The 25618-nt window shown below is 65.3% G+C and carries 19 protein-coding genes; 5 read left to right on the top strand and 14 right to left on the bottom strand.

The features are described from left to right. Positions 1-76: 76 nt before the first annotated feature. Entirely contained in the window at positions 77-1387 is a 1311-nt protein-coding gene (urtA, locus tag ACWPN8_RS22930; protein ID WP_109446484.1) for an urea ABC transporter substrate-binding protein, read from the bottom strand. 367 nt (positions 1388-1754) lie between these two features. On the opposite strand from urtA, the gene ACWPN8_RS22925 reads away from it, so the two are divergent. Continuing rightward, positions 1755-3260: a L,D-transpeptidase family protein gene (locus tag ACWPN8_RS22925; protein ID WP_109446482.1), complete on the top strand. Its 1506-nt coding sequence runs from the start codon at positions 1755-1757 to the stop codon at positions 3258-3260. A 39-nt stretch (positions 3261-3299) separates the two neighbouring features. Continuing rightward, positions 3300-4061, top strand: coding sequence for a class I SAM-dependent methyltransferase (locus ACWPN8_RS22920; RefSeq protein WP_492242415.1), 762 nt, complete (start codon positions 3300-3302; stop codon positions 4059-4061). Between the two features lie 26 nt (positions 4062-4087). Here the strand turns inward: ACWPN8_RS22920 and ACWPN8_RS22915 are convergent, their stop codons facing one another. From ACWPN8_RS22915 to ACWPN8_RS22875, 9 genes are all read right to left on the bottom strand, one after another. Next, positions 4088-4315 (bottom strand): formate dehydrogenase subunit delta, encoded by a 228-nt coding sequence (locus ACWPN8_RS22915; protein ID WP_109446480.1) that lies wholly within the window; start codon positions 4313-4315, stop codon positions 4088-4090. 24 nt (positions 4316-4339) lie between these two features. Continuing rightward, positions 4340-5182 carry a formate dehydrogenase accessory sulfurtransferase FdhD gene (fdhD, locus tag ACWPN8_RS22910; RefSeq protein ID WP_492242414.1) on the bottom strand — a complete coding sequence of 281 codons (843 nt, stop codon included), beginning with the start codon at positions 5180-5182 and terminating at the stop codon, positions 4340-4342. 20 nt (positions 5183-5202) lie between these two features. Next, positions 5203-8058: a formate dehydrogenase subunit alpha gene (fdhF, locus tag ACWPN8_RS22905; RefSeq protein WP_492242413.1), complete on the bottom strand. Its 2856-nt coding sequence runs from the start codon at positions 8056-8058 to the stop codon at positions 5203-5205. A gap of 24 nt (positions 8059-8082) precedes the next feature. Continuing rightward, positions 8083-9663, bottom strand: a complete 1581-nt coding sequence (locus ACWPN8_RS22900) for a formate dehydrogenase beta subunit (protein ID WP_492242412.1) — start codon at positions 9661-9663, stop codon at positions 8083-8085. Then, positions 9660-10196, bottom strand: a complete 537-nt coding sequence (locus tag ACWPN8_RS22895) for a formate dehydrogenase subunit gamma (RefSeq protein WP_109446472.1) — start codon at positions 10194-10196, stop codon at positions 9660-9662. The genes ACWPN8_RS22900 and ACWPN8_RS22895 overlap by 4 nt, the downstream gene beginning before the upstream one ends. 188 nt (positions 10197-10384) lie before the next feature. Then, the gene (locus tag ACWPN8_RS22890; protein WP_492242411.1) at positions 10385-11335 is read right to left on the bottom strand and encodes a LysR family transcriptional regulator; all 951 of its coding nucleotides are present in this window, start codon (positions 11333-11335) and stop codon (positions 10385-10387) included. Positions 11336-11350: 15 nt separating this feature from the next. Beyond that, positions 11351-12244, bottom strand: a complete 894-nt coding sequence (locus tag ACWPN8_RS22885; RefSeq protein WP_492242410.1) for an SMP-30/gluconolactonase/LRE family protein — start codon at positions 12242-12244, stop codon at positions 11351-11353. 174 nt (positions 12245-12418) lie between these two features. Then, positions 12419-13141, bottom strand: a complete 723-nt coding sequence (locus tag ACWPN8_RS22880; protein WP_492242409.1) for a hypothetical protein — start codon at positions 13139-13141, stop codon at positions 12419-12421. 532 nt (positions 13142-13673) lie between these two features. After that, positions 13674-14576, bottom strand: a complete 903-nt coding sequence (locus tag ACWPN8_RS22875) for a transposase (protein WP_492242408.1) — start codon at positions 14574-14576, stop codon at positions 13674-13676. Between the two features lie 763 nt (positions 14577-15339). Between ACWPN8_RS22875 and ACWPN8_RS22870 the strand changes: the two genes are divergently transcribed. Continuing rightward, a complete protein-coding gene (locus ACWPN8_RS22870) occupies positions 15340-15717 on the top strand; it encodes a hypothetical protein (protein ID WP_492242407.1) in 378 nt (125 codons plus the stop codon). A 591-nt stretch (positions 15718-16308) separates the two neighbouring features. On the opposite strand, the gene ACWPN8_RS22865 is transcribed toward ACWPN8_RS22870, so the two are convergent. The 3 genes from ACWPN8_RS22865 to ACWPN8_RS22855 form a co-directional block, all read right to left on the bottom strand. Next, positions 16309-17400, bottom strand: coding sequence for a hypothetical protein (locus ACWPN8_RS22865; protein WP_492242406.1), 1092 nt, complete (start codon positions 17398-17400; stop codon positions 16309-16311). Positions 17401-17699: 299 nt separating this feature from the next. Further along, positions 17700-18083, bottom strand: a complete 384-nt coding sequence (locus tag ACWPN8_RS22860; RefSeq protein WP_492242405.1) for a response regulator — start codon at positions 18081-18083, stop codon at positions 17700-17702. Beyond that, entirely contained in the window at positions 18080-20881 is a 2802-nt protein-coding gene (locus ACWPN8_RS22855; RefSeq protein ID WP_492242404.1) for a PAS domain S-box protein, read from the bottom strand. The genes ACWPN8_RS22860 and ACWPN8_RS22855 overlap by 4 nt, the downstream gene beginning before the upstream one ends. Positions 20882-21139: 258 nt before the next feature. On the opposite strand from ACWPN8_RS22855, the gene ACWPN8_RS22850 reads away from it, so the two are divergent. Then, positions 21140-23176: an ATP-binding response regulator gene (locus ACWPN8_RS22850; RefSeq protein ID WP_492242403.1), complete on the top strand. Its 2037-nt coding sequence runs from the start codon at positions 21140-21142 to the stop codon at positions 23174-23176. 142 nt (positions 23177-23318) lie between these two features. Further along, positions 23319-23960, top strand: a complete 642-nt coding sequence (locus ACWPN8_RS22845) for a UCP032817 domain-containing protein (RefSeq protein WP_492242402.1) — start codon at positions 23319-23321, stop codon at positions 23958-23960. Between the two features lie 86 nt (positions 23961-24046). Here ACWPN8_RS22845 and ACWPN8_RS22840 read toward each other — a convergent pair whose 3' ends face one another. Further along, complete coding sequence (locus tag ACWPN8_RS22840) at positions 24047-25570, bottom strand: ABC transporter substrate-binding protein (RefSeq protein ID WP_492242401.1); 1524 nt, start codon at positions 25568-25570, stop codon at positions 24047-24049. Positions 25571-25618: the final 48 nt, after the last annotated feature.

The raw sequence follows: 25618 nt of genomic DNA, 5'->3' as shown, positions 1-25618 counted from the left end.
CGGCGGGAAAGGGGAAAGGGCAAGCGTCGCAACCACTCAAGCTCAGAAAGGGCAGGTCAGAGAGGGAACGCGGCCCTCACGACCCCTTGCCGCCGCACTTGCCGGTCTTCACGTTGAAGTTGCCGCAGGACATCGGCTTGCGCCAATCGGCGATGAGATCCTTGCTGTCCGGCAGATAGTCCGACCACTCGTCGCCCGGGACGAGGCCCGAAGTCTTGGAGACGACGTCGAACTGGCCGTTCTCCTGCACTTCGCCGATCAGCACCGGCTTGGTGATGTGGTGGTTCGGCAGCATCGCCGAATAGCCGCCGGTCAGGTTGGGCACGGCCACGCCGACCATGGCGTCGATGACCTTGTCCTGCTCGGTGGTGCCGGCCGCCTCGACCGCCTTCACCCACATGTTGAAGCCGATGTAGTGGGCTTCCATCGGGTCGTTGGTGACGCGTTTGTCGTTCTTGGTGTAGGCCTTCCAGGCCTTGATGAAGTCGGTGTTGGCCGGGGTCTCGACCGACTGGAAGTAGTTCCACGCGGCCAGATGGCCCAGCAGCGGCTTGGTGTCGATGCCGGCCAGCTCTTCCTCGCCGACGGAGAAGGCGACGACCGGGATGTCCTGCGCCTTGACGCCCTGGTTGCCCAGTTCCTTGTAGAAGGGAACGTTGGCATCGCCGTTGATGGTGGATACCACCGCGGTCTTCTTGCCGGCCGACCCGAACTTCTTGATGTCCGCCACGATCGACTGCCAGTCGGAATGACCGAACGGCGTGTAGTTGATCATGATGTCTTCGGGCTTGACGCCCTTGCTCTTCAGGTAGGCTTCGAGGATCTTGTTGGTCGTGCGCGGATAGACGTAGTCGGTGCCGGCCAGCACCCAGCGCTGGACCTTCTCCTTCGACATCAGATAGTCGACGGCCGGGATCGCCTGCTGGTTCGGGGCGGCGCCGGTGTAGAAGACGTTGCGCGAGGACTCCTCGCCCTCATACTGGACCGGGTAGAAGAGGATGTTGTTCAGCTCCTCGAACACCGGCAGAACCGACTTGCGGCTGACCGAGGTCCAGCAGCCGAACACGGCCGACACCTTGTCCTTGCTGATCAGCTCGCGCGCCTTTTCGGCGAACAGCGGCCAGTTGGAGGCGGGATCGACCACCACCGGCTCCAGCTTCTTGCCCAGCAGGCCGCCCTTCTTGTTCTGCTCGTCGATCAGCATCAGCATGACGTCCTTGAGCGTCGTCTCGCTGATCGCCATCGTGCCGGACAGGGAGTGCAGGATGCCCACCTTGATGGTGTCGTCCGCCGCCTGGGCGGGCATCGCGAAGGATGCCATCGCACCCATGGCCAGACCGGCCAGCGCGCTGATCCCGAAGCTCGACGTCAGTTGCTTGGTCCGCATGAAGTTGCCCCCTTCCTTTGGCGCCCCGGTTGCTCCGGGGCTTCGCCACATCGTCGAAGGAAAAGCTACCGCGCATGCGAAAGGCGGTATCTACGTCAAATGACACATACGGCCACGCCCCCGGCTCCATGTCCGACTTCGCGGCGTTACCTCCTGTGAAGGTTCGGAATAAATCGGTCGCCACGGCGTCCAACCGGTGGATGAGCGCGTGTAACGGCAACATCTCTTGACGGGTGAAGCGGCGATGCAAGGGAGCAACAGTGTGAACAGCAGGGCTGTCGTCACCAAATGTCGCTTGCGATTCACGGGAGGCTTGTCGAAGGTTGCAGCGTTCGATCCTTTCCGTTCACGTTCCGGTCCCGTCGCCATGCATGACATCCGTCGCCCGATCTCCCGCCGTTCCGCCGCCCTCTGCATGGTCGGCGGGCTGGTCGGCATCGTCCTGAGCGGTCCGGCGCTTGCCGCGGCGGCGAAGGAGGCCGTGCACGCCGCCAAGCCGCCGCTGGTTGCCGGCTGGGCCGCGGCGCTGGAACAGCGTGCCCTGGAGGTGCAGAACGCGCCCAAGGCACAGGTCACCCGCATCGGCTACGGCGCCGTCGTCAAGAAGGGTGACGGCGGCATGGTCGAGAGCGTCGCCCCGGCGATGGACGTGCCCCCTGCCGACGTGCAGCAGGCGCAGGCCCCCACCCTGCCCGGCCTGGAACCGGTGGAGCCGGCGCCGCCGGTGGTCATCACCGTGCGCTCGCCGCTGGCCGACCGCGTCGGCAAGGTGTCGCGCCGCCTGATCGAGATGGGCTTCCTGTCCGCCGACAAGTGGACCGACAGCTTCAACGACGATGTCGAGACCGCCGTGCGCGCCTTCCAGCTCGCCGAGGGGCTGCAGCCCGACGGCAAGGTCGGCGAGGTGACCCGTCAGGCGATGGACCGCACCCCGGCGCAGACCGTGGCGCTTCTGCGCCGCGCCGCCGCGGCGATGCGGGCGCAGCAGGCCTCCATCCCCGACACCACCATCCTGGTCAACCTGCCCGGCCAGTCCGTCACCCTGATCGAGCATGGCCGCCCGACCTTCACCATGCGGGCGGTGGTCGGCCGGCCGTCGCGCAAGACGCCGCTGCTCCAGGACAAGGTGACCAGCGTCACCATCAACCCGACCTGGACCGTGCCGCCGACGGTGCTGAGCGAGGACAAGCTGCCGGCCTTGCGCAAGAAGGGCACCACCGGCATCAAGAACGCCGCCGTCTATCTGGACGGGTCGGAGGTCGCCAACACCCAGTCGGTCAACTGGTGGTCGGTCGATCCCGGCCGCGTGCGCATCGTCCAGAGGCCGGGCGACGACAACGCGCTGGGCCGCTTCCGCTTCAACCTGACCAACGGCGACGGCATCTTCCTGCATGGCACCAACGACCCGCGCCTGTTCAGCCGCGACCTGCGCGCCGCCAGCTCCGGCTGCGTGCGGCTGGAGGATGCCCGGATGATGGCAGAGACGCTGCTGGGTGCCGCGAAGATGACGCCGGCCGGCATCGGCCAGCAGCTCGACACCGGGGAGACCAAGACGATCCGGCTGCCGAACGCCATCCCCGTGCGCTTCGTCTACTGGAACGCCTCGGTCGACACCGCCGGCGTGGTGCGCGTCCATCCCGACATCTACGAGGATCCGCCCACGCTGGCGACGCCGTCGGGCCAGTCGGGCTCTGCGGCACCGGCGATGTCGGCCAACCCGGCAACTGCCAATCCGGTGACACCGGTGTCGACGCCGCGCCCGCTGTCGAAGCCGGCGCCGTTGCCGGTCCCGACCGCCCATGCGCCGACGTCGCTGTCCTCGGCCTCCACCCCGGCTCCGGCCAAGCCGCTGCCGACGTCGACCGGCATGTGAGGATAGGTTTCCAAGCCGCAAGGAAGGTTGGAGGTCGACATGCCGGTTCACCACTCTTCCAGCGGCTATGAAACCGGTGCCAAAGCCTATGTCCTAGGCCGCCCCAGCTATCCGGCCGAAGCCCTGGCATGGCTTCGCGACGTGCTGGGCGTCGGTCCTGGCCGGAAAGTCCTGGAGGTCGGTGCCGGCACCGGCAAGTTCATCGCGGTGCTGAAGGAGTGCGGCGGCGAGATCGTCGCCGTCGAGCCGATTCCCGGCATGCGCGAGCAGCTGGTCCACAGCTTCCCCGACCTGACCGTCCTGGCCGGGACCGCCGAGACGATTCCCCTGCCCGACGGCTCCGTCGATGCGGTGGTCTGCGCGCAGGCGTTTCACTGGTTCGCCACGGCCGCCGCCTTGCAGGAAATGCGCAGGGTCCTGGCGCCGGGCGGAAGATTGGGACTGATCTGGAACGTGCGGGATGAAAGCAGGCCCTGGGTGGCGGCACTGTCCGCCATCACCGACCCCTGGGAGGCCGGCACCCCGCGCTACCGGACCGGCGACTGGCGCCGGGCCTTCCCGGCACCGGGCTTCGAGGCCATTGACGAACGCCATGTCCGCCACACCCATGTCGGAAGCCCGGACGACGTCATCGTCAGGCGTACGCTTTCGGTCAGCTTTATCGCAGCACTTCCCTCCGACCTGCAGGCGGAGGTCGAACGGGATGTCCGCGCGCTGATCGCGAACACGCCGGAACTGGCGGGCGCAACCGAGATCGCCTTTCCCTACGAAACGGCGATGTTCGCCTTTCGCAAGGTCTGACGGCTCCCGGCGACGCTCGACCGATCTCAGCGCGCCTGAAGCACCCCAACCGCACCGCGGGCGACCTCGTGCAGGTCGGCTTCGCCGCCGGACTGGACATGGGCGAACAGGCCGGCGCGCATGCGCGGATCCCAGAACTTGCGGATGTGGGTCGCGGTTTCCGTCACCGCCTCCTCATGCGGGTAGGTGGCGAAATGGACGGCGATCTGGTTCGCCATCCGGACCAGATCCTTGGCGTGGTTCGTGTGGCTCATCGGTGTCTCCGGAAGGGGTTGGTGTCAGCGGAACAGGATGACGGTGTCGCGGCGCGACAGGGCACCCAGGGTCAGGTTGGCGTTGCGTGCCAGCTCCAGCGCCAGCGCAGTCGGCGCCGAGATGGTCGCCAGCAGCGGGATGCCCACCGCGGCGGTCTTCTGCACCAGTTCGAAGCTGCAACGGCTGGTCATCACCACGAAGCCGGTGGCCGGGTCGGCGCCCGAGCGCACGACGGCGCCGATCAGCTTGTCCAGCGCGTTGTGGCGGCCGACATCCTCGCGGGCCATGCGGATGGCGCCGTCGGGCGCGCACCAGGCGGCGGCATGGACCGAGCGGTTGGCCCGGTTCATCGGCTGGTGGTCCGGCAGGGCGCGGAAGGCGGCGGCCACGGCGGCCGGGTCCACCTCCAGCGAGGTCTCGATCTTGCGGGGCTCCCGAACGGCGTGGACAAGACTGTCCACGCCGCACAGGCCACAGCCGCTCCGCCCCTCCATGGAGCGGCTGCGCAGACTTCCGCGCAGGAGCCGCAGGGGATCGACCGTCAGGTTGACGACGAAGCCCAGCGGGGTTTCCCGCACGGCGATGTTCTCGATATCGGCGGCGGACCCGACGATCTCCTCGGCCAGGCTGAAGCCCAGCGCGAAGTCTTCCAGATCGGCGGGGGTCGCCATCATCACGGCATGGGACCGGCCGTTGTATTCGAAAGCGACCGCGGTTTCCTCCGGCACCTGCCATTCGACGTCCGCGCCCTCCTCCATCCCGACACCGGCGGAAAAGCCGGTGCCGGTGACGGCGATGGAGCACATCGCCGTGGAGAGCGGGGACTTATCGTCGGGAGGGATGGACCCAGAAGGCATCGCGGTCATGCTTCCCACTCCTCAGGCCGTCACTCGGCGGCGATCACGTTGGCGGCGGCGATGCGCTTGCGCTCGACGTCGTTCTTCGCGTAGTCAACCTGCCAGTCCGACGGTTGGTTGCTGCGGGCGACCTGCACCGCCGTCACCTTGTATTCGGGGCAGTTGGTCGCCCAGTCCGAATTCTCGGTGGTGATGACGTTGGCCCCGGTCACCGGGTGGTGGAAGGTGGTGTAGACGACGCCGGCCGGCATGCGGTCGGAGATGACGGCGCGGAGCGTCGTCGCCCCCATGCGGCTGGCAAGCGACACCATGTCGCCCTCCTTGACGCCCCGGATCTCGGCGTCCACCGGGTTGATCTCCAGCACGTCCTCCGGATGCCAGGCCACGTTGGCGGTGCGGCGGGTCTGGGCACCGACATTGTAGTGGGCGAGGATGCGGCCGGTGGTCAGCACCAGCGGGTACATCCGCGTGGTCCGCTCGTCGGTCGGCACATATTCGGTGATCACGAAGCGGCCGAGACCGCGGGCAAAGCTCTCCTCGTGCATGATCGCCATGCCGGTGTCGTCGTCCTCGAAGCCGGTGCAGGGCCACTGGACGCTGCCGACGCGGTCGAGCTTCTCAAAGCTGACGCCGCGGAAGGTCGGGGTCAGACGGGCGATCTCGTCCATGATCTCGGACGTGGTCTCGTAGTGCATCGGATAGCCCATCGCCGTCGCCAGCGCACAGGCGACCCAATGCTCGTCCCGGCCGACCTTCGACGGCATCGCCTTGCGGACGCGGTTGATGCGACGTTCGGCGTTGGTGAAGGTGCCGTCCTTCTCCAGGAAGGAGGTGCCGGGGAAGAAGACGTGGGCGAAGGCCGCCGTCTCGTTCAGGAACAGGTCCTGGACGATGACGATGTCCAGCGATTCCAGCGCCGAGGTGACGTGGTTGGTGTTGGGGTCGGACTGGACGATGTCCTCGCCCTGCACGAACAGGCCGCGGAAACTGCCGTCATGCGCGCTGTCGAACATGTTGGGGATGCGCAGGCCGGGTTCCGGATCCAGCGTGACGCCCCAGGCGGTCTCGAACTCCTGGCGGACAACATCGTCCGACACATGGCGGTAGCCCGGCAGCTCGTGCGGGAAGGAGCCCATGTCGCACGAGCCCTGCACGTTGTTCTGGCCGCGCAGCGGGTTCACGCCGACGCCCTCGCGGCCGATGTTGCCGGTCGCCATCGCGAGGTTGGCGATCGCCATCACCGTGCTGGAGCCCTGGCTGTGCTCGGTCACGCCGAGGCCGTAATAGATCGCGGCGTTGCCGCCGGTGGCGTAGAGACGGGCGGCGGCGCGGACCTGATCGGCCGGGACGCCGGTACGCGATTCCAGGTACTCCGGCGAGTTGCGGTGCTCGGCGATGAACGCCTCCCACTTCGCGAACTCCTTGGGATCGCAGCGCCCCTCGACGAAGGAGCGGTTGACCAGCCCTTCGGTGACGATGACATGGGCGATGGCGTTCACCACGGCGACGTTGGTGCCGGGCTGGAGCTGGAGATGGTATTCGGCCTGGACGTGCGGGCTGCGCACCAGATCGATGCGGCGCGGATCGACGACGATCAGCTTGGCCCCGGCGCGCAGGCGCTTCTTCATGCGCGAGCCGAACACCGGGTGACCGTCGGTCGGGTTGGCGCCGATGACCAGGATGACGTCGGACTTGTCGACGCTCTTGAAATCCTGGGTGCCGGCTGAGGTGCCGAAGGTCTGCGACAGGCCGTAGCCGGTCGGCGAATGGCAGACTCGGGCGCAGGTGTCGATGTTGTTGGTGCCGAAGGCGGCCCGGATCATCTTCTGGACGACATAGACCTCCTCGTTGGTGCAGCGCGACGAGGTGATGCCGCCGATGGAGCCGCGGCCGTACTTGGCCTGCACCGCCTTCAGCCGCTCGGCGGCATAGGCGACCGCCTCCTCCCACGACACTTCACGCCACGGGTCGGTGATCTTCTCGCGCACCATGGGCTTCATGATGCGGTCCTTGTGGGTGGCATAGCCCCAGGCGAAGCGGCCCTTGACGCAGGAATGGCCCTCATTGGCGCCGCCGTCCTTCCATGGCGTCATGCGAACCACCGTGGTGCCCTGCAGTTCGGCCTTGAAGGAGCAGCCGACGCCGCAATAGGCGCAGGTGGTGATGACGCTATGCTCGGGCTGGCCGTGCTCGATGATCGACTTCTCGGTCAGGGTCGCGGTCGGGCAAGCCTGGACGCAGGCGCCGCAGGACACGCACTCGCTGTCCATAAAGCTCTCGTTGGCGCCCGGCGACACCGAGGAGGCGAAGCCGCGTCCGTCGATGGTCAGCGCGAAGGTGCCTTGGGTCTCCTGGCAGGCACGGACACAGCGCGAGCAGACGATGCACTTGGAAGCGTCGAAGGTGAAGTACGGGTTGCTTTCGTCCTTCGCGGCGGCACGGTGGTTTTCGCCTTCGAAACCGTACCGGACGTTGCGCAAGCCCACGGCACCGGCCATGTCCTGCAACTCGCAGTCACCATTGGCCGCACAGGTCAGGCAGTCCAGCGGGTGGTCGGAGATGTACAGCTCCATCACGCCGCGGCGCAGCTTGGCCAGCTTGTCGGTCTGGGTATAAACCTTCATGCCGGGGGCGACGGGGGTGGTGCAGGAGGCCGGGGTGCCGCGGCGCCCCTCGATCTCCACCGCGCAGAGGCGGCAGGAGCCGAAGGGCTCCAGGCTGTCGGTCGCGCACAGCTTGGGCACGGTGATACCGGCGTCCATCGCGGCGCGCATCACGGACGTGCCGTCGGGAACGGTGATGCTGCGGCCGTCGATCTCCAGCGTCACCAGGGTCTCGGAGACGCGGGCCGGGGTGCCGTAGTCGGTCTCGTGGATGAGGGTCATCTCGGGTGCTCCTGGGGTCGCTCGTTATTCGGCGGCGATGTGGGTGACGCGGACGGCGTGCTGCTTCTTGCGGAAGTCTTCCGGGAAGTGCTTCACGGCGCTGCGCACCGGATAGGGCGTCATGCCGCCCATGGCGCAAAGCGAGCCGTCCACCATCACGTCGCAGAGGTCGGCGAGCAGGTCCAAGTTCGCATCGACGTTCTTGCCGGCTATGATCTTGTCCAGCGTCTCCATCCCGCGGGTCGAGCCGATGCGGCAGGGGGTGCACTTGCCGCAGGATTCGGCGACGCAGAACTCCATGGCGAAGCGGGCCTGCTGGGCCATGTCGACGCTGTCGTCGAAGACGACGATGCCGCCATGCCCGACCATCGCCTCCTGCGCCGCGAAGGCTTCGTAATCCTTGGGCAGGTCGAACTGCGAGGGCGGCAGATAGGCGCCCAGCGGACCGCCGACCTGCACCGCGCGGATCGGCCGGCCGGTGATGGTGCCGCCGCCGAAGTCGTAGAGCAGCTCGTGCAGGGTGATGCCGAAGGCCTTCTCGACGATGCCGCCGTTCTTGATGTTGCCGGCGAGCTGGAAGGGCAGCGTGCCGCGCGACCGGCCGACGCCGAAGTCGCGGTAATACTCGCCGCCCTTGTCGAGGATGATCGGCACCGAGCAGAGCGACAGCACGTTGTTGACCACGGTCGGCTTGCCGAACAGGCCTTCCAGCGCCGGCAGCGGCGGCTTGGCGCGCACCATGCCGCGCTTGCCCTCCAGGCTTTCCAGCATCGCGGTCTCTTCGCCGCAGATGTAGGCGCCGGCGCCGACGCGGACGTCGAGATGGAAGGTGCGGTTGGTGCCGTGGATGTTGTCGCCGAGCCAGCCCTCGTCATAGGCCAGCTTGATGGCATGGCGCAGGGTCGCCGTGGCGTGCGGGTATTCCGAGCGCATGTAGACGTAGCCGGAGGTGGCCCCCACCGCGATGGCGGCGATGGTCATGCCCTCGATCAGGCAGAAGGGGTCGCCTTCGATGATCATGCGGTCGGCGAAGGTGCCGCTGTCGCCCTCGTCGGCATTGCAGCAGACGAACTTCTCGTCCGCCGGGGCCTGCATCACCGTGTTCCACTTGATGCCGGTGGGGAAGCCGGCGCCGCCGCGGCCGCGCAGGCCGCTGTCGGTCACCGCCTTGACGATCTCCGCCTGGGACATCGCCAGCGCGTTCTCCAGCCCGCGGAAGCCGCCATGGGCGCGGTAGTCCTCGACTGACAGCGGATCGATGATGCCGCAGCGCGCGAAGGTCAGCCGCTCCTGCTTCTTGAAATAGGGGATTTCCTCGGTCAGGCCGTGGCCCAGCGCATGCTCCCCACCGGTCAGGAAGCCGGCGTCGAACAGGCCGGGCACGTCGGCCGGGGTGACCGGGCCGTAGGCGACGCGGCCTTCCGGGGTCTCCACCTCGACCAGCGGCTCCAGATAGAGCATGCCGCGCGAGCCGTTGCGGACGATGCGCAGCGGCAGGTCGCGCCTGGTGGCCTCGGCCCGGATGGCGGCGGCAACCGCATCGGCGCCGACCGACAGGGCGGCAGAGTCGCGCGGGACGAAGACGGTGATCAGATGGCCGCTCATTGGGCGTGCCCCTTGTGGGAGTGGCTGAGAGCGCGGGGGATCTGGTTGTGGGCGTGCGGGTTGGTCCGCGTCTCGGCCGCCAGCTCGTCGAAGCGGTCGGGGGAGACCCGGCCGTGCAGGTTCTCGTCGATCATGACGGCGGGCGACAGGGCGCAGTTGCCCAGGCAGAAGACCGGTTCCAGCGTGAAGGCGCCGTCGGCGGTGGTGCCGTGGAAATCGACCTGAAGGCGCGACTTGATGTGGTCGACCAGCGCGTTGGCGCCCATCGACTGGCAGGCCTCGGCCCGGCAGACCTTGATGGTGTGGCGGCCGGGCTTTTCGCGGCGGAATTCGTGATAGAAGGAGACCACGCCATGCACATCGGCGCGCGAGAGGTTCAGCGCCGTCGCCAGCAGGGGGATGGCTTCCTCGTCGATGTAGCCGAACTCTTCCTGCAGGGCGTGGAGGATCGGCAGCAGGGCGCCGCGCAGATGCCGATTGTCTTCGACAATCGTCATGGCGCGCTCAGCGCTCCACGGATGGCAAGCGTTCACGGGTATCCCTCCTTGCGATCGTCCGCGCCGCTCTTGGGGTCGGCGTCGTTCTGGCTTGGCTCTGTTGGCTTTTTCCGGACGTCTCTCGTCGCCCGGCACCGTCAGAGTGGCGGAGGATACGGTATACCAGCAAATTGTATTTTCTGATGGCGTGATAGCTTTTGACTATCAAGCGCCGCGACGACCGTTCAGCGGAGCGCCAGCCGCCAGGGGATCATGGCGTCGGCGACGCCGATGGCGACGCGCTGGGCGATGTCGGCGTCGGCGGCTGCCACCGCCAGCGCCTTGGCGAGCGGCGGCGGCGGGTCGCGGTCGGCATAGGCGAGGCCGACGACGTGGCTCAGCTCCGGATCGACCAGCGGCAGGGCGACGATGTCGGGATGCGGCGGCACGAAGGTCAGCAGCTGGCCCGGCACGATGCTGGCGCAGGTGCCGGCGCGGACGATGGTGTAGAGGGTGACGATGGAGTTGGTCTCCATCGCCGCCTCCACCGTCCGCCCGGTCATGCGGAAGGCGGTGTCGGCGATGCGGCGGTTCTGCATGTCGGGGGTGAGCAGGCAGAGCCGCAAGGCCGCCGCCTTCTCCCACGGCACCGCCCCTTGCGCGATCAGCTCCTCCGCCAGATCGTCGCGGCGGGCCAGCAGGTGATAGCGCTCGGTGTAGAGCGGCAGGGTGCGGACGTTGTTCAGCGGCTCGTTGTCGAGATAGGTGATGGCGGCGTCCAGTTCGAACTCGTCGAGCCCGCGCTGGATCTCGCGCGAGCTGAGCGACACGACGCTGGAGCGGATGTGCGGAAAGCGGGTGGTGAAGGGCGTCAGCACATGCGGAACCACCGGCAAGGCGGTGGGGATGGCGCCGAGCCGCAGATGGCCGGTGACGCCCTGGGCCAGCGCCAGCAGCTCGTGGCGCAGGCTGTCGCGCTCGCCGACGATGCGGCGGGCGTATTCCAGCACCTTCAGCCCCTCCGGCGTGAAGCCCTCGAACTTCTGGCCGCGCTCGACGATGGGGACCTGAAGCTCCTCCTCCAGCTGGCGGATGGCGTTGGAGAGGGTCGGCTGCGAGACGTGGCAGCTTTCCGCCGCGCGGCCGAAATGCTTTTCGCGCGCCAGGGCCAGCAGATAGACGAACTTGCGGAACATCGCCCCTCCCCTGGCTCAAGCCGCCGGGTCGAAGGGCGGGACCGGCAGGCCCGGCACATCGACCGTCATGGCGAACAGCCCGCCCGACTGCGGCAGCCGCTCCAGCTCGTCGGCCGGGCGGCCGGCGCTGGCGGTGGTGACGTAGAGCGTGCGCAGGTCGGGACCGCCGAAGGCCACCATGGTCGGGCAGCGCGCCGGCAGCGGATGTTCCGACAGCAGCACCCCCTCCGGCGAGAAGCGCGCGACCCGCCCGCCCTCGTACAGCGCCGACCAATAGCAGCCGTCGGCATCCACCGCCGCCCCGTCCGGCCGGCCGCGGTCGCCGTCCTTCGGCTCCAGCCGGACAAAGACCTCGCCGTCCGAGATCGCCCCGGTCGCCGGATCGTAGCGGTAGCGGCGCACGGTGAAGGTCGGCGTGTCGGCATGGTAGAGCGTCCGCCCGTCCGGGCTGAAGGCCAGCCCGTTGGAGGTCAGCAGCCCGCCGGCCAGCACCGCCAGCCCGCGGCGGTCGTAGCGGTAGAGATGCGCCTTGCCGCCGGCCTTCGGCTCGTCCAGCGTGCCGGCCAGATAGCGGCCGGCGGGATCGGTCTTGCCGTCGTTGAAGCGGCTGGCGCCCTGGTCCTCCGGATTGGCGGCGAGACAGGTCACCGGCCGCCCCTCCCCGTCCAGCTGCCACAGGCCGGAGCGCAGGCCGGCGATGAAGCCGCCGCCCTTGCGCGGGGCGACGCAGCCGATCTCCTCCGGCAGGGCCATGGCGCGGTTGCTCCCCGTCGCCGGATCGAAGCGGTTCAGCGCCTTGCCCTTGATGTCGACCCAATAGAGCGCCTGCTCCTCCACCGACCAGACCGGCCCCTCCCCCAGCCTGGCACGGGCATCGAGCACGCAGGTGAAGGCGGGGCTGGCGGTCATCGCAGGATCCTCGGGAGTCGAACGGACCCGCAGGGTCGGACAGTTCGGCCGCGTGATCAAGTGCCCTGGCAAGCGCCCTGCCGGGACCGGTCCCGCGTCCGGCGGAGGATGGAACGGCGTGGAACAGGATCCGGCGGATGTTCCATCGTCCGGCCGCCCCCTGCCGGCCGCCCCCTACCGCTGCCAGGAGAAGGCGCCGACGCCGCGGCGGCTGACCGGGCCGGGGTTGAGGTTGGGGTACTCCTCGTACTGGTTGAGGGTGTAGGGGAAGACGCCCTTCGGCCCGGCGGCCTCCGGCTGGGCGACGACGGCGGCGACCAGGGCCGGGCTGGGCGGATGGCGCTCGCGGAGGGCGCCGGGGATGTCGTCGTCGTCCAGTTCGGGGACGATGACGGCGGGCGGATCCTCGGGTTTCGGGGCCGGCCTGGGGGCGGGCGGCTCGGCGGAGTGCTGGGCGGATTTCTGGGCGGCTTGCGGGGCCTGCCGCTTGGCCGCGGGCAGGTCGAGGCCGGCGAATAGGCCGAGCCGCTCGGCCAGCCAGCGCACGGTGGCGGGATCGCCGGCGGAGACCAGCCGCTCGATCTGCTCGGCCACCAGCACCCGCAGCGAGGACAGCCGCAGTTCGGCCTCGCGGTTCAGCGCCTGCCGCTCCCACCACACCCTGTGACGGAAATCCTGGGAGCCGTAATAGGCGCGCCAGAGTGTCGTCCGGCTGCACCCCATGGCACGGGAGACCTGAAGGAAGCTGTTGCCGCGCGCCAGCATGCCGGCGGCCATGATCCATTGCTCCTCATGGAACTGCGAACCGGGAACCAGCGAGCCTTCGGACGGGGTCGGCGGCTCCTCGGCCCAGCGGGGGAAGTTGTCGGTGGTGAAGCTGCGGCTGTCGAGGGGCATGGCGTGGCTCCGCGAATGAGGGGGCATTGCGGAGAGGGTATAGGATTTTGGTCCTGATATGGGGAGGTTTTGGGAAAAGTGGGGAGGCGGACAGAGTAGGAGTGAGCTCAGAGCCAAAGTTGATACAAGAATTAAGATACCTTACGCCATTTATAATATAAATTGCGAGTTTTACAAGTTTCTCAAATCTTACAAGAGAGATTTATCAATATAAAATTTTGAATATCTGAAAAAATGTTTAATATTATTTTTTGATATGCGCTGGGCGTCTAAGATATTATAAAAATATATCTTCCAGTCTTAGCCTATGTACTTTTTGCTGATCAAAAGTCAAGCTACCAACTGCATCACTGCTAACCAGCTGCTCGACCGGATGCCTATCACCGCCTCCTGAACGACGACGAGGGCTAAGACAGTACTACTGCGCTGAGCAGTCGAAGGGATGTTCGGATGGACGATCTTCTGGAGGCGGCTGGTACACAATTATGAAGTGCGCATTGATGTCTTAGAGCGCCTTGCTCTGTCGAAAGCCTCATGCGGAAATACCAAGGAGAACAAGGCGGTTGACGTTGTAGACGACGCCTCTGAGCAATGCTTGAGACCGTTGCATGAGGTCGGTGCGGGCGGATAGGGCCTCACCCCACCTCCGCTTCGCAACCGACATGGCGGTTTCGACCTTCCAGCGCTGCCGGTAAGCGCGCTTGCTGGCAGCATCCCCTGGGTCATTGAGCAGTCGGTGCATCTCCTGCCGGTATGGGGTGGTTGCGATGACCTTGATCGAGCGCCGCTTCTTCGCCGGGATGAGGGAATGGACGCCCAACGTCTCGCGGCAGAAGCGGTGATTGGCCTCACTGTCGTACCCAGCGTCCGCGATCACCTCGTCGAAGGCCATCACCGCAGAGGCGTCCGTCGCCAGCGGGACCAGATCGGGGAAATCGCCCGCTGGTCCGGGACGAACACGTTGCGCCAAAAGCATTTGCGGGCCTACCCACATAGCCAACGCCCACTTCAGCCATCCACGCTGACCGCGCTCGCGTTTGGCCCGCCACTCGAAATACCGTGAGGTATGGCTGAGCCAGAGCCCTGTGCTGTCCAGGGCAACTTGGCACCGCTGGCCATCGCGTTTGACCCGGCGCACGGTCTCCGCCAAAGCCGACGCCACCAGTTCGGCGCTGAGCCAGCGGCGAGCGAACCACCAGAAGGTGGAGTGGTCGGGGACGCTCAGGAAGCCGAACAGGCGGCGAAGTTGGCCTGAGATCCGCAGCAGGTCCTCCAAGCCGCGATAGTTCAGGCGGAGATGCTCCTTCACGAGCAGAGCGGCAAACAGGCTGGAAGGCCGATAGGTCGGGCGGGCGTACTTGCTCAGAAGTACGGGAAGCGCGCGGCGCGCCACAGCATGGGCCAGCCGCGCAAAGCACAGCAGATGATTTTCCATGATACCCGGCAGATGGGCATCACTCCGTCAGACCGCGAGGCATTCGACAGAGCAAGGCAGCATGATGCATGCTCGCTATGGCGAACCGGCCATTCTGACCAGTCCACCATTGAGCCGATCAAAAACGAGCTTTGACGGTATGCCGCCACCCGCTTGAAGGGATTGCTTTGGCAATGCATTCTGATATAGGATGTTCCAGATAGATTAAAAACGACCTTTTCTTCTAATATTTGTCAGTTTCCATGACGGAGGTTTCATTTGTCTCTTTCCAGTATTCCTCATCCAGTTCTTTATTCAACAATGACACTTGTAGCATACAATATCAACCTTAGGTATTATGGAGGACTACATTACATGTGGTGTACGCCATACTTTAATTCTGAATTTCAATCTCCACATTATTCCGTCCCCCCGAGTTCTTCTCCATTCGAAATATACAAGCAAATAAAAGAAGAGATAATCGGATCGGACCAACATGGAGTCAAAATTAAAGCAAACAGAATTGGAATAAAAAAAGGCGCGAATGCGATGCATGCCCGCGGCATGATCTCTTCAACCCAACTCAATGAGATAGAAATTATTGCACGAAAGGCTGATAAAATCCAATTTCGACCATTGCTATGTGTTATACCAAGGCTTTCTGCAATTCCGCATTACCAGCCAGTTGCTATCGGAGCAAAAGCCAATCCTCTCTCTCACGAGTACATCGTAGCAGACCTTCCACAATCAGCATTCGACCTCATTAGCATAGGATAGATAAGCAATGGACCTGATATCTAAGCTTGTGTCGCAGAATAACCGAAAAGACTCTTTGGATGCGATTTATTACGTAATAAGATTTATCAAACAAGCCAACGAATTGGAGAAAAATCCAAAAGATATATTTGCTGACGATTATAGGAGCACGCCGTCAGAAAAGGCGAAAAGTCTTGCTATTTTGATAATAGAGATCATTGAAAGTAAATTTGGTAGAAAGCCAAAAGACTTTGATGATAAAATGTTTATTGAAGCAATGAATTTCTTGTCGCAAATTGAAAATGGCCTAGATGCTGAATTTAGTGAAGAAGAGGAAGACGCCGCAGACTCTATGATAAAATCGATATTTGTTCCGGAAGTAAAAAAGGGAGATATTCCGAAATAATATCGATTGACTTAAGGTCATAATGAAAATTATTATCAATCTTCTCATGTCTATTTTCTAAAAATCTTTTCTTCGTAACCTTAGAGCCCATTTGGAACAGGGTTAATGCTAAGAGCAGCTTGCTCCGTCGAAAGTTTCGCGCTCTGACGGTTTGATACCCATCTGCTGGGTATGATAGAAAATCATCTGCTGTACTTTGCGCGGTTGACCCATGCACTGGCGCGCCGCGCGCTCCCCCCATCCCTCTGAGCAAGTACGTCCCTCCAGCCTGTTCGCCGCTCTTCTCGTGAAGGAGCATCTTCCGCTCGATTAATGTCATCGCAACTACCCCATACCGACATGAGATGCACCGCCTGCTCAATGACTCAAGGGATGCTCCCAGCAAGCGGGCTTACCGGCCAGTGCTGGAAATTCGCAACCGTCATGTCCGTTGCGAAGCGGAGGTAGGGCGAGGCACTATACGCCCACACCAACCTCACGCAACAGTTTCAATCATTGCTCAGAGGCGTCGTCTACAATGTCAACCGTCTTATTCTGCTTGGCATTTCCGCATGAGGCTTTCGACAGAGCAAGACACTCTTACTTAACACCCTACTTCTGGAACTTCTGCACTAAGCTTGCGAGTTGCTCCATGCCATCAAAGGTGCCTGGAACAGCCATCGGATCAGGTGTAATGCCACTGAAAATAAGAGATTCAAACTTCTCCAGCTTTTCCTTCGGCACATCCTTTGCGAATTTCGCATATTCTTCGATGAATGCGCAAACGCTGTAGCGCAGTTCCAACTGAAGAATCTGCGCTTTCAAACTTAACTGATTCTTTAGAATGATGCGGAAGAAGTAAATCAATATCATTTCTAGTGGGATTAAGACAGGAAGCCCAAGAAACAACTTATTTTTCATTGGATCTACGCCTGCATTTGCGTCGGTCCAAATTAAATACGAAACATATATTGATACGACCAAAGGAATAAGAACGAAAATTGCCATGGAAATAAGCCAAATACGCGCCCAAATAGACTCTTTCTTTTTCCCATCAATTAATTCTTTAAAAGCTTTTGCAAGACCAAAAAAATTATATTGACTTGTCATTTTCTCCACAGAATCTCTATATCCTTTTAGCTTTTCATCCCAGTTATTAATCACGCTTGCCCATTGATTTGATTTTTGCTCATAGTCTCTATTTAAAACGTCAACTTTCAAAACGACCTCTGTTAGCTCTTGCAACTTCTTATTGTTAACAAATTCTAGAAAATCTTTCTGAAAACCAAATACCCATAGAGGCATTTGATCTCTTTCCATTTTGCTATGATCTATATTATCGCTTAGTATAAATTCCAGAACCGGATACTCCGATGATGTTTCCCACTCACCTGTCGCCAAGGTTTTTTCATAAATCAGGTGAAAAATTGCTACAATTAGTCTTGAAGAGAGATCTTCCGGACTTTCTCTATCTCCTGGTCTTGCGCTTTCCAACCTACTGATGCAGGTACGAATCATCTTAATGTTATAGTCCAGTGTCAAAACACTGCTTTCAATATACTCCTGCTCATTATGAAGCATGTACTTGATGGCGTTGCGCGATAAAGTCAAACGAGTCTTAACTATATCTGTAAAATTTTCCTCCGAATTCAGGATTTCACCAGAGGCAAATTTACGAATATTCTCATCCGCGCTAATAATCATTTCCATTATCCTTGTGTGGCAACCGCTCAAATGCATGATTGCTAAAATTCATTTTAGCTTTCCGCAAGCAAAAACTTTTTGCATATACCCGACATGCACTTCAAGCATTAATGCTTGCGATTTTTCGCTTACCACAATCTACATTTCAAAATTTAGAAGCGATCTAGGCCATGCCGTATCGTCTAACCCTTAGACCATGACCACCTCTGCTTCCTTGCCCAACTATGAATACGGCATTACTCACTCCTCCAGTAGTTTGCTCTGTCAAAGTTGATAGCAAACGTTATGGTCTCCGCCCCCTACCCCATCGCCCCCACTGCCCGCCGCGAAGCCACGCACCGCGCAACCTCGCTCAGCAGTTGGGCGCGGTCGATGGGCTTCGGCACGTGGCAGTCCATGCCGGCCTCGTAGCAGCGGGCGATGTCGTCGGGGAAGGTGTTGGCGGTCAGGGCGACAATGGCGACGCGGGACTCCGGACCCGGCATGGCGCGGATCAGGCGCGTCGCCTCCAGACCGTCCATCACCGGCATGTTGATGTCCATCAGGATGGCGTCGAAGGGCTCGCCCCCATCCTCCCCCATGGCCGCCCGCGCCACCGCCTCCACCGCCTGGGCGCCGTCCTCCACCGCCGCGACGCTGTGGCCGGCCTGCTTCAGCAGCGTGACGGCCAGCAGGCGGTTCATCTCCACATCCTCCACCACAAGGACGCGCAAGCCCCCGCCCGCAGCGGCCGGCAGGGCAGCAGCGGGACGGGGGGCGGGCGGCTCGGCCTCGGCCGGCGGCGGAGAGGACGGTTCGGCGGCGGGGGCCGGGGCGGGGAGCGGTTCCGGGATCGGGGGCTGGCTCGGGATCGGGCCGGGGCCTGGGCCGGGGCTTGGGTTGGCGTCGGGGTTTTGGCCGGTACCGGGAGGCGGGGGGAGGCCGGCGGGCGCAGGCGGTCGAGATGGCCGCGCAGCTCCGCCGCGTCATAGGGCTTGGCGATCAGGTCGTAGCCGCCCATCGCCACGTCGTCGGCAACCACCGCATGGGCGGCGAAGCCCGACGCCAGCAGGACCGGCAGGTCGGGGCGCAGGCGGCGCGCCTCGCGCGCCAGTTCCGCCCCGTTCATGCCCGGCGGCATCACGATGTCGCTGAACAGCAGGTCCAGCGGCTCCGGCCCGCGCAGAACCACCAGCGCCTCGCCGGCACCGGAGGCCGCAATCACCCGGTGGCCCCAGCTGCGCAGCAGGGCGCTGCCGGTCTCGCGGATGTTGTGGTCGTCGTCCACCATCAGGATCGACAGGCCGGGACGGCCCCCCACGGACTGGGCCGACGGATGGGCCGCTGGGGCGGCGGCGGTTTCGCCGCCCGTCTCCCCGGCGACGCGCTCGGGCGGGAAATGGATGGTGACGGTGGTGCCCTGCCCCACCCGGCTCGCCAGGGTCAGCACGCCGCCATGCAGCTCCACCAGCCGGCGGGTCAGCGGCAGGCCCAGGCCGGCGCCCTCGGTCTGGCGGTTCTCCGGGGTGGCGACGCGGGCGTAGGCCAGCAGGACGCGGTCCAGATCCTGCTCGGGGATGCCGACGCCGTTGTCGCGCACCTCCAGCAGCAGGCCGCCGTCAGGCGCCGGATCGGCGGTCAGCGACACCGACCCGCCGGACGGCGTGTATTTCACCGCGTTGGACAGCAGGTTCAGCAGGATCTGGCGGATGCGCCGCTCGTCGCCGCGCAAGTGGCGGGCGGCGGGGGCGACCCGCGCCGACAGGGCGATGCCGGCGCGGGCGGCGCGCGGGGTCAGCAGGCGGACGGCGAAGGTTGCGGCGGCGTCGAGATCGACCGGCTCGTCGTCGAGGATCAACTGGCCGGATTCGGCGCGGACATGGTCCAGGATCTCGTTGATCAGCTCCAGCAGATGCTGGCCGCTGTCGCGGATGTTGACGGCGAAGTCGCGGTAATGGGCGGTGCCGACCGGCCCCTCCGACTCCCGCGCGATCAGGTCGGCGAAGCCGATGACGGCGTTCATTGGCGTGCGCAGCTCGTGGCTCAGGCTCGCCAGGAATTCGGACTTGCTGCGGCTCGCCGCCTCCGCCGCGTGGCGGGCGTCCTGAAGCTCCGCCTCCATGAATTTGCGGGCGGTGACGTCGCGCTCGACGCTGACATACTCCTGCGGGGCGCCCCAATCGTCGGTGACCAGCCGCACCGCCGCCTCCATCCACACCCAGCGGCCGTCGGCATGGCGCAGCCGGTAGGTGGTCTTCAGGGTCGGGCGGTCCGGCGTCAGGCGGGACAGGCCGGCGGACAGCGCGGCGCGGTCGTCGGGGTGCACCCGCTCCACCAGCGGGCGGCCGACCAGCTCGGCCGGCGGGCAGCCCAGGCTGTCGCGCGTCGCCTCCGAACAGAAGCGGCGCACCCCGTCCAGCCCGATGCGGCCGATGATGTCGGTGACGCCGCGCGCCAGCAGGCGGTAGCGCGCCTCGCTGGCGCGGATCGCGCGTTCGGCCTCGTGCCGGCGGGTGATGTCGCGGGCGCCGACCGACAGCAGGGCGATGGCGCCGCTCTCGTCGCGGATCGGCACCTGCGACACCTCCCACCAGCGGGTGACGCCATTGTGGGTGTGCTGCTCCTCGAAGCGGGTGGGGGCGTCGGCATCGATGCAGGATTGCAGGTCGGCCATCGCCTTGGCGGCGAGGTCGGGCGGCAGCAGGGCGTCGAGCGGCTTGCCGCGCGCCGTGGCCAGCCGCTCGCCCATCGCGCGGGCGGCGGCCTCGTTGGCGCAGTGCAGGGTGAAGCTGCCGCCGGGGTTGACCCGCAGCACGACATGGATGTCGGCGGAGCTGTCGAAGACGGCGCGGAACAGGGCGGCGCTCTCGGCCAGCATGGCCTCGTCGGCGACGCGCCGGTGCTCGCGCGCCAGCATGGTGCCGAGCAGGCCGATGCCGAGCGCGGTGAAGGCGATCAGCGGCAGCGCCGCCTCCTCCATCACCCGCATGGCGAGGTCGAAATCGGGCAGCAGCAGGACGGCCGGCAGGCTCAGCGGTGCGAGCGCCAGACCGAACAGCGCCAGGAGGCCGAAGCCGAAGGCGCCCTTGCCGCTTCTGGGGCCGCTTCCGGGGCCGGCGGCGCGCCGCTCCATCGGGCGGGCCAGCAGCGGGGCGGCGAGCGCGGTCAGGGCCAGCCCGGCAAGCCCGGTCGCCGCCCCCACCCCGCCCAGCCACAGCCGCACCGCCGCGGCGATGGCGGCCGACAGCAGCGCCGCCGGCCAGCCGCCGAACAGGCCGGCCAGACCGATCATCGCGTTGCGCAGGTCGACCAGCACCCCGTCGGCCACCGGGTAGGCGTCCAGCATGGAGAGGACGGCGGCCACGCCGAACAGCAGGCCGGAATAGGCCGCGAAGGCGCCGCGCCGGGTGCCGAACCGCCGCAGGACATGGCGATAGGCAAGCAGGACCAGCGCCAGCAGGCCGACGCCATGCGCAAGGGCGATGATGATGCCCGTTCCCATTGCTCCGCTCCCCGGCGGCTACGCCAACGGCTACCCCGCTCCCAATCGAATGCGTCGAAACCCGGCGGGAATTTTTACACGCGCAACTTAACAAGAAGAAGAAACGATTCGAAACAGTCATACTGCCTTTTTTCCTACTACTACGGATGACAGCCGCATGAACCGCTGGCATTGACGTCGCTGTCGTGTTTGGCGTCCGATTCGGCTAGAATGCCGCCGCGCGTCGTTCGTGCTCGTCGTGTTTTCGTGGGCTTCGGCATGTTCTTGAAGATCTTCTCGCGGAGCCTGGTTGCCCGGTCCACCGCATCGGCGGTGGTGCTGGTGTCGGTGCTGGTCGCCGTGCCGATGGTCGTGCTGATCCAGTCCGACGTGCGCAACACCCGGGCCGAGCTGGCCATCCGCGCCGAGATGGCGACCCGCATCGTGCTGGACGACGTGACGAACGCGCTGTGGGACCTCGACCCGGAGGAGGCGCTGACGGCGCTGAGCCCGCTGCGCTCGATCGACAGCTTCGCCGAGGCGGTGATCCTGGGCACCCATGGCGAGCGCTTCGCCATCTACCGCAAGCCGGGCTCGCCCGTGCTGGCCGATGCGGCAGCCAATCCCGCCGCCGCCGCCACCGCCGCCGCCACTGCCGCCGCCGTGCCGCTGACCCGGCAGGACCGCACCGGCGGATCGCGCACCATCGGCACGCTGCTGGTCCGGCTCGACACCGGGCCGACCGACGCGGCCATCCGCCACCATGTGCTGGTGCTGGGCGGCATCGGCGCCGTCACGCTGCTGCTGGTGGTGCTGGGCGTGATCTGGGCGACGCGCGGGGTGACGCTGCCGATCGCCGGCATGACCCGCGCCATGGCCGACCTGGCCGCCGGCGACGTGACGGTGACGGTGCCGGTGCGCCACCGCGACGACGAGATCGGCCGCATGGCCAAGGCGCTCGACACCTTCCGCCAGAACGCCATCGATTTGCACATCGCCAAGGAGCGGGCCGAGCAGGCGGTGGCGTCGAAGGCGAAGTTCATGGCCGCCGCCAGCCACGACCTGCGCCAGCCGGCCCAGTCGCTGCTGATGCTGACCGCCATGCTGCGCGCCACCGCCCCCAACCCCAAGGTGGCGGAATCGGCGCGCAAGATCGAACAGGTGGTGATGACGCTGAAGCAGCTGCTGGACGAGCTGCTGGAGGTGTCGCGGCTCGATGCCGGCGGCGTCACCGCCAACATTGCGGTGCACGAGGTCGCCGACCTGTTCGACGCGCTGGACTCGCAATATGGCCCGGTCGCCCGCAACAAGGGGCTGGCCTTCTGGGTGCCCCAGTACCGCGCCCCGGTGCTGACCGACCGGGTGCTGCTGCTGCGCCTGCTGGGCAACCTGATCGACAACGCGATCCGCTACACGGCCAGCGGGCAGGTGCAGGTCGCCTGCCTGGAGTCCGGCGCCAGCCTGATCGTCGAGGTGCGCGACACCGGCATCGGCATTCCCGAAGACCGGCTGGACGCCATCTGGGAGGAGTTCCACCAGATCGGCAACCCGGAGCGCAACCGCGACAACGGCATCGGACTCGGCCTGTCGATCGTCCGCCGGCTGGCCGGCGTGCTGGATCACCCGGTCAAGGTCCGCTCCACGCCGGGCAAGGGCTCGGTCTTCTCGGTCACCCTGCCGCTGGCGCCGGTGGAACAGGCCCTGGAGCCCGCCCTGGAGCCCGCCCTGGAGCCTGCCCGCGAGCCGCTGCGGCGGGCCGAAGGTCCGATTGTCCCCGCCCCTGCCTCTGCCCCCGCCCCTGCCCCTGCTGCCGCCCCGGTGGCCGCCCCGGTGGCCGTCGCCGGGCTGGCGACGCTGGCCGACGCACCGGCGAAGAGCGGCGAGATCGCCATCCTGGTGATCGACGACGACCAGTTCGTGCTGTCCGCGGTGTCGATGTTCCTCAACACCGCCGGCCATCGCGTCGTCGGCGCCTCCAGCGTCGCCCAGGGGCTGCGTGCGGTCGAAGGCGGCGATTTCCGGCCCGATGCGGTGATCGCCGACTATCACCTGTCCGCCACCGAGAACGGCCTGGATTTCATCGGCACCCTCTGGCAGCGGCTCGGGCTCAGGATCCCGGCGGTGCTGATCTCCGGCCGGCTCGACGGCGCCGTCACCGCCCGCGCGGCGGAGATGGGCGTCATCGTCGCCGCCAAGCCGATCATGCCGGATCGCCTGTCGGCCCTGGTGGAACAGATGACGGCGGCCCGGCCGGCAGCAGTATCGGTATCGGGGGGAGCCGGCATCGCCGCTCCGCATAAGACTCCGACGATTTGAGGTCCCCGTCCCCCACCCTGGGGCTTAGGACCAAAAATGATCTCACATACAGGTTTATGCTGTGTCACAACATCCGAGCGGTACTCTCGGATATTTCCGCCCCCCATCCGAGGGTGAACCGAAAGCAGCTTCGGAGGATCCCATGCGCGGCGCCAGCAAGACCGACATCATTCGTGCCCATGACATCGTCGCCGGCTTCGATTTCGGCTATGTCGTCGACCGCGCGGTCGCCGCGGGCATGTCGCGCCGCACGTCCGAGATCGCGCTGGCCCAGTTGAAGACCTTCCTGCTGGCCTGCGCCGAGCATCCCGACCGCGACATCGTTCCGCAATCGGCCGCCTGCGACGACCTGTGGCACGAGTTCATCGTCGCCGACACCCGCGCCTATTTCCGCTTCTGCGAGGCGGTCTATGGCGAGTATCTCCATCACAACGGGGTGACCGTGCCGGCCGGACGCATGGAGGCTGCCCGCAGCGACAGCGCCAGCCTGCTCACCGGCGCCGATTGCCTGCGGGAGGCCGCGCAAGCCGACTGTCTGCGCGAAGCCAAGAGTGCGGATTGCCTGCGCGAAGCCGCGCAGGCCGACTGTCTGCGGGAAGCCAAGAGCGCCGACTGCCTGCGGGAAGCGAAGGGAGCGGATTGTCTGCGCGAGGCCGCGCAGGCCGACTGCCTGCGAGAGGCGAAGCAGGCCGACTGCCTGCGTGAAGCAAAGCCGGCCGACTGCCTGCGCGAGGCGAAGCCCGCGGATTGCCTGCGCGAAGCACGGCCGCAGGGCGCCGCCTGACGTTCCCGTCCCTGTAAGAACGGAAAAGCCCCTGTCCGCATCCGGACAGGGGCTTTTTTCATGCGGTCGCCCTGCCCTCCTCCGCCTCAGCCGAAGTTCAGGCCGCCGAACGGCGTGATGAAATTGTCGCTCAGCACATTGCCGCGCAGCGCCACATAGTCCGGCACCACCAGCGGGATCACCGGCAAATCCTGCATCACCAGACATTCGGCGTCCTTGTAGACCTCCGCCCGCTGGGTGGGATCGGGGATCGCCATTGCCCGCTCGATCAGGCCGTCGAACCGGGCGCTGGTCCAGCCGACGGGATTGAAGCGGCTGCTGCTGCTGAACAGCTCGTCCAGGAAGTTCATCGGGTCGGGATAGGTGGCGGTCCAGCCGAACAGGAAGGCGTCGTAATCGCGGCGGCGCGAGCGCGCGATGAACTCCTGCCGCGGCGCCATCACCAGCTTCGCCGGGATGCCGGCATTGTTCCACTGCGAGACGTAATAGACGAATTCCCGCCGGTATTCCGGCACGACGGTAACCTGGAAGGGCTCGATGCCGCGCCCCTCCGGATAGCCGGCCTCCTCCAACAGGCGCTTGGCCAGCATCGGGTCGTAGACCAGCGGCTCCAGCTTCTCGTTGGACAGCAGCGCCGGCGGGACGATGCCGTTGTGGACGCTCGCCACGCCGCGGAAGAAGCGCTCCACCATGGCGCTGCGGTCGATCAGCAGCGACATCGCCCGGCGCACCCGCAGATCGCCGAACGCCTTGACCCGCCGCGGGTCGAGCGCCACCACCCGCATCTGCATGCGCGGCACATTCGACAGCGAGCGCTTGAAGCCGGGATCGTCCATCACCCCGCGCAGCGCATCGGTGTCGACGAAAGTGAAGTCGATCTGGCTGTCGTTGAACAGCGTGATGCCGTCGTTGCCGATGCCGGTGGCGAGGAAGGACACCCGCTCGAACGGCACAGCACCGCCGCGCCAGCCGGGGTTGGCCTCCACATCCATGCGGATGCCGTCGCTCGACCGCACCAGCCGGTAGGGGCCGGTTCCCGCCGACAGGCTGCGGAACCAGTCGGGGCCGGCCTGTTCGGCCGCCTCGACATCGACGATGTTCAGCCGGGCGAAGGGGAAGACGGCGCAGGGCTCGTCGCAGACCACCTCCAGCGTCCGGTCGTCGATCACGGTGATGCCGGACAGCTCGGCGGCGGTCTTCGCCCGCAGCTCGCGAAAGCCCCGCACCTTCGACAGCGCCAGCACGGCGAAGTTGGCGCCGTCGCCGCTGAGCGCCGCCTCGAAGCTGCGCTTGACGTCGCGCGCGATCAGCGGCCGGCCGGTGTGGAAGGTGACGCCGTCGCGGATGGTCAGCCGCCAGCGACGGGCATCGGCCGACGCCTCCCAGGCGGTGGCGAGGCCGGGCAGGATGCGGCCCTTGGGATCGACCGTGGTCAGGCTCTCATACATCGAGCCGAGGACCTGACGCGCGACCAGATCGCTGACGGTCAGCGGATTGAGTCCGCCGGGCAGGGACTTGAAACCGATGCGCAGGGTGCCGGCGGCCATCGCCGGCCGGGGCAGGGCCGCGGCAAGACTGGCGCCCCCGAGCAGGCCGCCGAGCAGGCTCAAGAAATGTCGTCTCCGCACCGCCTGCATCGCTGACCCGTACCCCCGATA

This window comes from Azospirillum sp. UENF 112521 (assembly GCF_058780665.1).
This window is presented reverse-complemented; position numbering and strand designations above follow the sequence as displayed.